Origin of the sequence: Bacillus nakamurai (genome assembly GCF_001584325.1) — a bacterium.
In the GTDB taxonomy this organism is placed as follows: domain Bacteria; phylum Bacillota; class Bacilli; order Bacillales; family Bacillaceae; genus Bacillus; species Bacillus nakamurai.
This window is the reverse complement of the sequence record NZ_LSAZ01000041.1, coordinates 291,912-304,027: the sequence shown is the minus strand read 5'-3', so window position 1 is coordinate 304,027 and position 12,116 is coordinate 291,912. Positions and strand designations below refer to the sequence as shown.

The window sequence follows — 12,116 nt, the reverse complement described above, 5'->3', positions numbered from 1 at the left end:
CTCAAAACGTTGAGGGATGTTTTTCTTATGATTTTGGCACCACTTTGCAGACTGTCAGCCTGTCTTCGCCGATTTCTTCTTTTATCACACGCTGCACGTTCTCCAGCGTAATCTGTTCAAGCACGGTCACTACGTCAAATAAACTCATGTCTAAAAACGCGTAGCGGGTGAATTGATTCGCGATATATTCAGGTGAATTAAGCGCTTTTAAAAACGACCCGATTTTCTTTTTTCTCGCCAACTCAAGTTTTTCCGCGGTAACCGCAGATCCTGCTTGAAGAAGCATCTGTTTCAATTCATCTGCAAGCTTATCCGGTTCCGGTGTGTCTCCTCCGACTGAAGCAAAGCCGAATCCGTATTCAGCCGTATAATCAAAACTGAACGTTTCATCAATGTACCCCTTGTCGTATAAGTCCCCGTAATGCGAAGAGCTTTTTCCGAAAAGGCTCTCAAGCATCAGGTTCATGGCAAGCTCGTGTTTCAGAAGCTCCTGACCTGTTTTATACGGGTCTTTTGCTTTTAAGCCGACGAGACATTTTGAGCCTTGGACGTTCATTTTCAATTCCTGCTCCTGCCGGAAAACGGCTTCTTGCTCCTGAACTTCCTTCCGCATGATTTCAGGCTGGTCTGTAAACGGTTTTTTCTCCTGGTTTTCCCGGACCTGTTTTATGATGGCTTCGGGGTCGACAGGCCCAACGATAAAGAGCAGCATATTGCTCGGGTGGTAAAAGGTTTCATAGCACTCATACAGAAGATCTTTCGTGATATGAGATATACTTTCCACCGTGCCGGCGATGTCAATTTTGACCGGGTGATCTTTATACATATTTTCGATAAGGCCGAAAAACAGCCGCCAATCGGGATTATCGTCATACATATTAATCTCTTGGCCGATAATGCCTTTTTCTTTTTCCACCGATTTTTCCGTGAAATAAGGGTCCTGAACAAAATCAACGAGTGTTTCTAAATTCTGCTCTACATTTGAAGTGCTTGAAAAAAGGTAAGCGGTTCTTGTAAATGACGTAAAGGCATTTGCCGAAGCTCCTTGCTTACTGAAATCCTGAAATACATCTCCGTCCGCTTTTTCAAACAGCTTATGCTCCAGAAAATGAGCGATGCCGTCCGGGACATGAACCATGTCTTCCTTTTTCAAAGGGACGAACTGATTGTCAACGGAACCGTATTTTGTCGTAAAAACGGCGTATGTTTTGTTAAAGCCTTGTTTCGGCAGCACATAGACGTTTAGGCCGTTTGCCATTTTTTCATGATACAGCGTTTCTTGAAGCTGTTCGAATTCTATCGGTTTAGTCAAGATGCTCCCCCCGTCCCTTTTAAGAAATAAGTCGTATCCAATTTAATGTTCTTTCCGGCATTGATAATGTCCTCTTTCGTCACCCGCTCGATATTGCCAAGGAATGTCTCGACCGGTATTTCCACTTGGGCTGCGGCCTGCTGATACAGAAATTCTGCTAACCCGTATGCGGTATCAATCGTTTCCAGCACTTGGTTTTTAATAACGGCCTTAGTTTGGGCGATATCGTCTTCAGAGAATTCCCCGTTTTGCATCGCCTCAAATTGTTCTTCTATAATTGTGACAGCCTGCTTGTAATTTTTCACTTCAATGCCCGACATAACCATCAAAAGCCCTTTGAAGCTTTCTACACGTGAAGCGGCATAATATGCCAGGCTCGCTTTTTCACGGACATTCATAAACAGCTTCGAATGGGAAAAGCCGCCGAACAACCCGTTAAACACTTGCAATGCCGGGTAGTCCCGGTCTGTGTAGGTCGTATTGGTCCGGAATCCGATGTTCAGCTTGCCCTGTTTCACATCCTCTTCATCAATGACTTCCTTAGGCTCAGGCTGTTCATTTGTTTGGTTTCTTTCAAATGGCTGCTGCGCCCGTTCTTCTGTTTTAAAATACGTATCGACAGCCGTTTTTACCTGCTCGGTATCGACGTCGCCAATGACATACAGATCAAGCTGGTCTTCTTTGACGGCTTTTTGGTATGCTTCATACAAATTTTTCGGCGTAATGTGTTCCACGTCCTCAAGTTCACCGTTTACGTGAAGGGCGTAAGGTTCGTCTTTGCACATTTCCTGAACGAGACGCAAGTTGGAATATCTCATTTTATCGTCATATACGGCTTGAATGCGCTGTTTCAGCGTCCGTTTTTCCTGCGTGACATAAAGCGGCTGAAATGCACCGTCTTCCAGAGCAGGTGAAAACACGAGCTCAGATAAAAGCTGCAGCCCTTTTTCTAGCAATGGCGTCCGGTCCTTTAAAAATTTTTCGTTCGGGATTTCCAGCCTGAACGTGATAATATGCCGCTCCCCTTTTTTTGCCAGGTCAGCGGAAACGGATGTGCCGTAAAGCTCATCAAAATAAGCGCGCAAATCAGCGGTTTTCGGCCGGCTCTCTGTACCGCGGAGAAGCACATGCGGAAACAGCGCCCTTTTCGTTACGAGCTCTTTCGTTAAAGGAGCCAGCATTTTAAACGTCAGCGAAACGGTTTTAAACTTTTCTGTCTTTACAATATGGGCGGTGATTCCGCCGTGCTTTGACTTCATTTCATTTACGTAAGTCATGTGAAACCTCCTTCGTTCATTCTTTAATAGTATGTATTATGACCAAAATTCAGCATTCGCAAAAAAGAGTGCGTGAATGTAATTATATCAACTGGAGGATTTATAAGGAAATAAAAAACCTCTGCCGTGCCGGGAAACAGGCAGAGGCTGTAAACATTATTTTTTTGCTCCGAAAGGCCACCAGTTGGCGCTTCCGAATATTTTGACCATCACCGGCACAAAAAACGGGAGCACAACAATTGCATACATAAGCAGTCCGGTTAAAACCACGGTTGCGATTTGCAAGAGGGACAGAACGCCGGACGGCAGCATCGCCGCAAATGTTCCCGCTAAAATGATCGCAGCGGAAATAATAACAGAGCCCATGTTTTTCATACTGCTGATCATAGCGCCTTCTACTCCCTCTTTCCTCAGCTCGTTGAAGCGGTCCATTAAGAAAATGGAATAATCAACGCCAAGGGCCATCAAAATGACAAAACCGAAGAACGGTACGGCCCAGTTTACACCCGGGTAACCGAAAAAGTGTGTAAAGATGTATTCTGTCACTCCGATGGAGGCAAAATACGTGAGAATGAGCGAGGCCACTAAGTAAATCGGCATAGTGAGTGAACGAAGCATAAAAATGAGAATCATAAAGATTCCCGCCAGCATAAACAATGCCGTCCGTTTAAAGTCTGAATCCGATACTTCCTTTAAATCGGCATTCATACTGGAAACACCGGAGACGCCGAAAACGGCATGCTTCAGATCCGTATTCGGAATCGCTCTTTGGACACTCGCCTTTATGGCTTGAATATCTTGAATCGCCGTATTTGAATACGGATTGTTATCAAGAACGACCGTCAATTCTGTCGTTTTTCTGTCATCTGACATGTACGTTTGAAACACACTTTGGAAATCGCTGCTTTCCAGTGCATGTTTCGGCACAAACCAGCCGGCCATTTCTTTATCGGACGCTTTATGAAGCTCTCCTAAGTACTCATTCGCGCCCATCATGCCGCTTGACACTTTCTTAAGCCCTTTTACGCTTTCATCAAGACCTGAAGAAAGATCATTCAGCCGGGAAGAAAAATCGCCGAGGCCGGTCTGCATTTTTTTCTGGCCTTCTGCCAGCTCCCCTGCCGCCGATTCAAGACGCGGCATTTGTCCGGCGAGAGTACCCTGGCCGTCTGATACTTTCTGAAGACCGTTTTCAATTGCGGTCAATCCGCTGATCATATCGTTGATTTGGCCGTTCACTTTTTTCTGAGCGGCCGACAGCAAGATAAGCTGTTTCTCCGCTTTTTGCAGACTGTCCTTTTGACTGTCCACTTGTTTAGAAAATGCGGTTATCTCTGAGTTTACATCTGAGACGGCTGATTGAACTCCGGCAAAGGCCGATTTGATTTCTTGATAATATGGATTGTCTTTCACCGCCGGTACAGATGCCTCCAATTGTGCAAATGGAAGGTGATCAAGCTGTTTTTTTAAATCGGACAGCTGACGGCTCGCTTCGTTTTTAAATGGCAAAATGGTTTTCACCATTTTCAAGGCGTTTTGAGTTTGCGAGGCGAGATCGCTGTTTTCACCGAGCTCTTCAGAAAGCATTTGTTTCTGCTCCTCGATTTGCTGTCTCATTTTTGCCACTCCGGCTTTGTTTTGGTTCACGCCGGTTTGCAGTTTATCCAGGTTTTCTCCTATATCAGAAAGTCCTGACTTAAGGGACAATGTTCCGTTGATGAGCTGATTTACGCTTTTTCCCGATTCCTCGATCTGCGGCTGTGAATCAGATAATGACTGTGCGGCATCATCCAATCCGTCCGTGATTTTTTTCAGCCCCGTATTTCCTTGACCAAGCCCTTCTTGCAGCTGTTTTGCCTGGTTTGTGACAAATAATTGATTCAGTCCGTTCCCAGTCGGCCGTGTAGCGCTTCTGACCGTTTTAACGCCTTTTGTTTTTTCGAGTTCTCTGCTGATTTTTTCAATATCAATCAGATGCTGTTCTGTATTTAATTTCTCATCATTTTTGATTACAACCGTTGCCGGCAGAAGCTCCCCCGGCCCGAAAGCATCTGAAATCGTGTTGAACGCGCGAACGGATTCATATTTATCTCCTATTTCATCAAGGCTGTTATATGAAAGCGCCCCCTTGTAAAGGAGAATGGGCGGCACCGTGAACAACGCAACGACCGCCAGGCTGATGAGCGGCCGTTTGAAAGAGAAACGCCCGGCTGTTTCCCACGCTTTGCTTTGCGAATGAGAAATCTCGCCCCTTACAGGCCAAAACAGCGTTTTTCCTAAAACAGCCATAAAAAACGGAACAATGGTCATCAAAGCAAGCAGCAGCACTGCAACGCCGACTGCTACCGCGGCTGCAGACTGATACAGCTTAAATGTCGCAAAACCGATGCACGCAAAGCCGATCAGAACGGCAAGACCGCTGTAAAGTACTGTTTTTCCCGCTGTTTTGTATGTTACAACGACAGCGTCCTTCACATCCGCTCCGTGTGCCAGCTCTTCTTTAAAACGGCTGAGCAGCAGGATGCAGTAGTCTGTACCGATCCCGAACATGATGGCCACCATAAAGATTTGTGTAAATGTCGACAACGGAAAATTCAATTGATCGACCAAAAACGCGACAATCGACTGGCTGACTAAGTAAGAGATTAATACTGACAAAAGCGGCACAAACGGAGCCACCACTGACCGAAAGACAAGCACAAGCACGATCAGAATAAAAGCAACCGTAATATACTCTGTCTTTTTCAGGCCGTCCTGCGAGCTCTTTAACACATCTTCGTCTATTAAGGACTGGCCTGTAATGCCGTATGAAATGCCGTACGGCTTCAGCTCTTTATCGATTTGGTCTTTAATTTCAATGCTGTCATGCTTTGTTGTATCGAGCTGAAGCTGGACGAGCATCGTTTGCCTGTCTTTTGACAGCAGCTGATTTTTAATGTCGGCATTTTTTTCACCGAAGTATGATGTCACCGTTTTGATATGGAGTGTTTTTTTATGATCCGTAAGAGTATCGACCGCTTTTTTTAATTGGGCTTTCTTATCCGGCATTAAGCCTTTTTCATGGAAAACAATAACGACAGACGATGATGCTGAATGTGAATCTGACATTTGGTCAATGAGCTTATGCGCATAAGATGATGAATAGCCGTCAGGGACGGAAATCTGCCCTTTTTCCCTTGTCAGCTCCGCCATGTCAGGCGCCGTCAGCATAAAAATGACAGTTGCTATGATCCATGCCGCAGCGATTAACCAGCGGGCTTGAATGATTTTTTTCATTATGTCAGCCGTTCCTCCTCTGTGAGCATCAATCGGTATAATTTCTCATAGGTATTGACAAACATCTCCGCCTCATCTTCAGCAAAATACATAATATATGAGCGGACAAGCTCCTCGATCTGCCGCTCCACCCGATGAAACACTTCCGTTCCCTTTTCTGTGACATTTAAAAGAATGCTCCGCCGATCGCTTTGGCTTCGTTCTCTGTTGATATATCCTTTTTCAAACAGGCGGTTTGTCATAGATGTAATCGCGCTTTTATTCACATGGCATACGGCAGCAAGCTCAATCGATTTGCAGCCTGGATGAAGCATGATATATCTGAGTATGTAATATTGATCCAATGTCAGCTCTTTGTTTACTTTCTCCGCAATAATGCTGTCGATTTTTTTCATGACATGCAGGTAAACATCGGCATAACGCTGAATCAGCTGTTTTACTTTCTCCTCATGCACCTTTGGCCCCTCCTTTTTCATTTAGTTTATATGTTTAACTATTAAAAAGAATAGCGACCAAACAGAACCGTGTCAATCTTCAAAATAAAATAAAAAAAGACAGTGCAGATTACACCGTCTTTAAGGATTCCTTTTTCTCTTTTTGTTGTGAGGAGACATTAAACACTGCTAAAAATACCGAGAGGATGCCGCAAAAAGCGGACAAAATAAAGATCAGCCAGCTTGCATTTGACATCAATGCGGCGAATATCGGCGGACCTGCCGCTACTCCGATAAACCGCATGCTGTTATAAAACGAAGTAATGGTGCCGGATTCTTCGTTTTCCACGCCTTCTGTAATGACGGCGTCTAAAGCCGGCAAAGCCATTCCAATGCCGATTCCGCTGACACACAGAAAAATAAATAAAAAATAAAAACTGTGATTCCACCATAAGCCGATAAACGACAGTGTCACAGCGCTCATTCCCGTAACAACGCAAAACTTCATCCTGCCTTGCTTTTTGCCGATTTTTCTTCCTGCTATATATGAACTGACGGAAAGAAATAAAAGCGGGATTGCCAAAAGCCCACCTTTAGCCACGCCGTCAATTCCATATTTCTTCTCAAGCGTTTCAGATAAATAAAAAAGAACGCCGAAAAGTAAAAACATGATCACACAGCCGATGATAAATACTGTGATGAGCCAGCGTCCGTCCCGTTTAAAAATGCCGCCCACTTTTTTTACAAAATCAGAAATAGAGGGCGCTTCGTTTTGCTTTTCGGGCTTTTCCACTAAAAATAACACGAGAAAAAAGCTGATGAGTGAAAAAAACGGGATAAACCAAAACGGCATAAACCAATACCAAGATGCCAATAACGAACCGAGAATCGGACTTAATACTTTCCCGGCAGTGTTGGAGGTTTCAATATCGCCGAGCCCTGCTGTAACTTGCTCATCATCCCCCTTAAACAAATCTCCGATAAACGGCATGACAACGGGTGCAGCCCCTGCCGATCCGATGCCTTGCAGCACCCGCCCGGCCAAAATAATCGGATAGGGATGCTTAAAGGCGGTCGAGGCAAATGCAGCTAGCGCACCGCCCGCCCCTGCTATCAGCAGACATGGCAAAAGGACTTTTTTTCTTCCGAATTTGTCCGACAAATATCCCGCAATCGGAATACAAATAATCGCCACTATCGAGTAGACCGTTATAATTAACGACACCTGAAAGGACGAGATGGACAGCTTTTTTTCAATCATTGGAAGCACGGGAATCAGCATTGAATTCCCAAGTGTCATGACGAGCGGTACAGAAGATAAAGCAATAATATTTTTCGTTCCATTTTTGTTACTCAACATATTCACCCATTCACTGTACTTGGTTGTTTCCTTATCATTGTGTCTTGTTTTAAACCAAAGTATGTACAAACGGGGTAAATAAAAAAACAGACACGTGTAAGCGTCTGTCTTAAAAACGTTTTCTTAATACATGAAAGCTGAATTTGTCAGCACGAAAATAATTTAATGAATACAGCACGGGCTGATCATGCTGGTTGAAGTGCGTCTGTTTTAACAATAAAAGAGCCGTCTCCGGTTCGCATTCCAAAACAGGAGAAATCTTATCATGATATCCGATCGGTTCGATATCAGCGACAGCATAGCTGATCACAGACCCGGAATTTTTTTCAATCAGACCGAAAATGGACTCTTGCTCATGGCAGAAAGAGCTTGGCAAAATGTCCATCGGAATCGTATCTAAACAATACACGACAGGCGTTCCGCTGGCCGTTCTGACGCGTTCCAAATAAAAAAGCTCCTGGTCAGGCTCAAGCTGAAACCTTGACATATCTTCATCAGACGGCGCAATGACTTGGGACGACAAAAAAATCGTTCCCGGCACCATGTTCGCTTGTTTGATCATTTTGGTCACGCTGTTGAGCTGTTCAATACCTGAAAGAAACAGCGGTTTTGTATGGACAAAAGTGCCCACACCGTGCCTTCTGATAATCACATGCTCCTCTTCAAGGATACGTAAAGCTTCACGCAGAGTTGCCCGGCTGACACCCATTGATTTTGAAAGCTCAAATTCAGAAGGAAGCTTTTCTTTTTCGGTGTAAATTCCGTTTTGAATATCCTCTTTGATTCGCTCAATCACTTTTAAATACAAGTGACGATTGTCAGCTTTTGTAGACATGTTTCCCCTCCGTAAACCACTTTCGCTAAATTATTGAACAATTGGGACAACTATATCATGTTTTGACGAAAAAATAAATAGGGATGCGCTAGTTGACATAAGTTTGTTATGAGTAACACGCATGCATGTGAAAGCTCTCTTCATTTAAGAAGAGAGCTCATCATATTGTTCCTTTGATAATAATACTTCCCTCGGTTTGCTTCCTTCATACGGTCCGACGACTCCGCGTTCTTCCATCGCGTCAATCAATCGGGCCGCCCTCGTATACCCGATTCTGAACCGTCTTTGAAGCATGGAAACAGATGCCGTCTGCAAGCCGATAATTAAATCGACAGCCTCATCATACAAGTCGTCCGTTACTTCACTGTGTGTTTCAGGCGTTTCTTCCGGAATCATTTCTTCTTGATACTGTGCCTTTTGCTGAGTGATGACATGGTCAACGACATGTTCAACCTCTTCATCCGATAAGAACGCACCCTGCACCCGCACCGGTTTATTGGCTCCCACAGGCAGAAACAGCATATCTCCGCGGCCTAAAAGCTTTTCCGCGCCGCCCATGTCCAAAATCGTCCGGGAATCTGTTTGGGAAGAGACGCTGAAAGCGATTCTTGACGGGATATTCGCTTTAATGACCCCTGTAATGACGTCCACTGAAGGCCGCTGTGTCGCGATAATCAAGTGGATTCCGGCGGCTCTTGCCATCTGTGAGAGCCTCGTAATAGAATCTTCCACATCGGAAGAAGCGACCATCATCAGATCGGCAAGCTCGTCAACAATGACGACGATGTAAGGCAATTCAGGCTGCTTGACTTCTTCTTCGGCATTTGACCGCTTTATATAATCGTTGTAGCCTTCTATATTTCTCGTTCCCGTGTGGGAAAAGAGCTCATAGCGCCGCTCCATCTCATTGACGACCTTTTTCAAAGCTTGTGACGCTTTTTTCGGGTCTGTTACGACCGGAGCGAGCAAATGAGGGATGCCGTTATAGACATTCAGTTCGACCATTTTCGGGTCAATCATCATCATTTTTACTTCATGAGGCTTTGCCCTCATAAGGATGCTCGTAATAATACCGTTGACACAAACGCTCTTTCCGCTCCCCGTTGCTCCAGCTACGAGTAAGTGGGGCATTTTGTTTAATTCCGCAAGCACCGCTTCGCCGGAAATGTTCCGGCCCAAGCCGATTAACAGCTTCGCATCCGGCCTGTCGTTCAGCTTGGATTCCAGCACTTCTTTTAATGAAACCATTGCCACTTCAGCATTCGGCACCTCGATGCCGATAGCCGATTTGCCCGGGATCGGCGCCTCTATCCGGATATCTTTTGCTGCAAGCGCAAGAGCAAGGTCATCGCTCAAATTAACGATTTTACTGACCTTGACGCCTACGTCAGGATATACTTCGTATTTTGTCACGGCGGGGCCGAGATGGACCTGTGTTACTTTCGCCTTCACGCCGAAGCTTTGAAAAGTGCGTTCCAGTTTCCTTGCATTCTCGTAAATGTTTTTCTTGTCAGTTTGCTGTCCTGAATGCTTAGGGTCTGCCAATATGTCGAGTGAAGGCATTTGATAGTCTTTATTTTCAAGCTCTGTAAAGGTCATCGGCGGAGCCGCGGGCGTTTCGTCAGAGTCTTGAACGGCTGTCTGTTCTTCTTTTGCCCCTTGGGCCGGCACCTGTGCTTTTTCCAAAATCATCGGCTGTTCTGCCTGCTCATCGCGGTCTGAAAAGCTTGAGATAATCGGCTCTGAATGGATAATGGGCGAAATGATTTCTTCGTCCTCTTCCTCCGGTTCAGGCTCTTCTTTCTTCTTTTGCACCCGTTTTTGTTTTTTGCCGGATTTTGTTTTTGCTTTCGGAGAAGACATATTTGTTTTGAACGTTTTCATATCTTCAATAAAAGCCAGCCATTGGCCTTTTATGAATCTGCCGATAGGGCTTGTCCACTTTATGAGCGTTTCTTGAAGAGATCGTCCCGTAACCAATATCAATCCCATCAGAATCAGCACAAACGCCATAATTTGAGACCCGGTTGACGCAAATAAAAAATGGGAAGCGGCAAACAGAACTGCACCGATCATGCCTCCGCCCAAATCAGGGGAAGCCGCCTGCTGATTCATATCAATCATAAACAGCTCCCACGTGTTGCTGATGACGCTCGCTGACTGAATGGACCCGTGATGAGACAGATTTTTAAAAAGCTGAACATGAGATAAAAGTAAAAGGCTTGCGATAATACAATACAATCCGGCTTTTCTTCTCGTTAAAAGACTTGGACTCTTCTTTTTCCAAAATAATGAAATTCCTAAAAGGAATAATGCCAGCAAACATAAAATAAACCACTCTCCGGCAAAAAAACGGAACAAATACACAAAGGTTTGTCCGACAACGCCGAGCTGCAAAACGGCTATAATCGAGATCGCAACACAGAGTAATCCGCATAGTTCGTATTTTATGTTGAGCTTGCTCTCTTGTTTCTTTTTTGATTTCCGTTTTTTCTTCGCCACACTCATCACCTTACTGCGTTAAAAAATGTAAAATCATACATCATGAAGAAAAGCAGCCTTCTTTCGGCTGCATTTTTCTGTAGGATTCCCCTATTATAGCATATTTTGCCCCTGAGAAGCGGACTGAATGCCGGTTAGATTCAACTTAAGTTTTTGCCCGGGGGCAATGTGGGGATTCAGGAAATCCATCGGGTTCGTACTTAAAATTTGCACGACTTCCGCTTCATTTCCCTTCATTTCAACAAGCAGCGGCACGCCGGCGTAATCAACCTGTTCATGCACACTTTGCTCCTGCTCACTTTGATAGACGACTTCTTGGGGCATGACGGTGTAAAGTATCATTGAATCATCCTTCCTTCTTCGCCCTTTCGTTCCTCAATAAGCTGGTTCAGCTTTTTGATCGCCTGGCCGACTCCGCCGACCGCATCAATTAACCCGTAATCAGCGGCGTCTTTTCCGACGACATTCGTTCCGATGTCCCGAGTTAAATTTCCTTTTGAAAACATCAGCTCTTTAAATTTTTCTTCAGAAATATTTGAGTGGTTCGTAACAAAGTTCACGACACGCTCCTGCATTTTATCCAAGTATTCAAACGTTTGCGGGACGCCGATTACAAGGCCCGTAAGCCGAACCGGGTGAATCGTCATTGTCGCCGTTTCGGCTATAAAGCTGTGATCACATGACACGGCGATCGGAACACCTATGGAGTGACCGCCTCCAAGCACGATCGAAACAGTCGGTTTTGATAATGACGCCAGCATTTCGGCAATCGCGAGCCCCGCTTCCACATCACCGCCGACAGTGTTTAATATAATCAGAAGGCCTTCAATTTTCGGATTTTGCTCGATCGCCACGATTTGCGGGATAACGTGTTCGTATTTGGTTGTTTTGTTTTGCGGCGGGAGCTGTACATGCCCCTCAATTTGTCCGATGATTGTCAGGCAATGAATATTGGTATCTTGAGGCATTTGCGGAAGAGATGTTTCTCCCAGCTGCTGAATTTTGCTCATGATGCTGTCTTTCGTATCAGTTTTTTCGGGCTGCTGTTCTTCGTTGTTTTCCATACGATGATCCATTTTTCTTTCACCCTTTCCGATTGTCTCTTTGTATTATGAACAAA

General features: G+C 44.9%; 9 protein-coding genes. All 9 read right to left on the bottom strand.

The genetic code is table 11. The features are described 5' to 3' along the window. Positions 1-25 precede the first annotated feature (25 nt). A complete protein-coding gene (gene yfmH, locus AXI59_RS16665) occupies positions 26-1,312 on the bottom strand; it encodes an EF-P 5-aminopentanol modification-associated protein YfmH (protein ID WP_061528765.1) in 1,287 nt (428 codons plus the stop codon). Then, on the bottom strand, positions 1,309-2,589 hold the full coding sequence (yfmF, locus tag AXI59_RS16660) for an EF-P 5-aminopentanol modification-associated protein YfmF (protein WP_061528764.1): 1,281 nt from the start codon (positions 2,587-2,589) through the stop codon (positions 1,309-1,311). The genes yfmH and yfmF overlap by 4 nt, the downstream gene beginning before the upstream one ends. Before the next feature lie 156 nt (positions 2,590-2,745). Next, a complete protein-coding gene (locus AXI59_RS16655; RefSeq protein ID WP_061528763.1) occupies positions 2,746-5,865 on the bottom strand; it encodes an MMPL family transporter in 3,120 nt (1,039 codons plus the stop codon). After that, positions 5,865-6,320, bottom strand: coding sequence for a MarR family winged helix-turn-helix transcriptional regulator (locus tag AXI59_RS16650; RefSeq protein ID WP_061520577.1), 456 nt, complete (start codon positions 6,318-6,320; stop codon positions 5,865-5,867). The genes AXI59_RS16655 and AXI59_RS16650 overlap by 1 nt, the downstream gene beginning before the upstream one ends. Positions 6,321-6,429: 109 nt before the next feature. Beyond that, the gene (locus AXI59_RS16645) at positions 6,430-7,722 is read right to left on the bottom strand and encodes a bacillibactin exporter BcbE (protein WP_156476320.1); all 1,293 of its coding nucleotides are present in this window, start codon (positions 7,720-7,722) and stop codon (positions 6,430-6,432) included. A 46-nt stretch (positions 7,723-7,768) separates the two neighbouring features. Then, positions 7,769-8,494 (bottom strand): GntR family transcriptional regulator, encoded by a 726-nt coding sequence (locus AXI59_RS16640; protein WP_061528761.1) that lies wholly within the window; start codon positions 8,492-8,494, stop codon positions 7,769-7,771. 144 nt (positions 8,495-8,638) lie between these two features. Then, positions 8,639-10,996, bottom strand: a complete 2,358-nt coding sequence (locus tag AXI59_RS16635; RefSeq protein WP_061528760.1) for an FtsK/SpoIIIE family DNA translocase — start codon at positions 10,994-10,996, stop codon at positions 8,639-8,641. Positions 10,997-11,089: 93 nt separating this feature from the next. Beyond that, the gene (locus tag AXI59_RS16630) at positions 11,090-11,338 is read right to left on the bottom strand and encodes a YlzJ-like family protein (RefSeq protein ID WP_061528759.1); all 249 of its coding nucleotides are present in this window, start codon (positions 11,336-11,338) and stop codon (positions 11,090-11,092) included. Further along, positions 11,335-12,072: a ClpP family protease gene (locus tag AXI59_RS16625; RefSeq protein WP_061520572.1), complete on the bottom strand. Its 738-nt coding sequence runs from the start codon at positions 12,070-12,072 to the stop codon at positions 11,335-11,337. The genes AXI59_RS16630 and AXI59_RS16625 overlap by 4 nt, the downstream gene beginning before the upstream one ends. Positions 12,073-12,116: the final 44 nt, after the last annotated feature.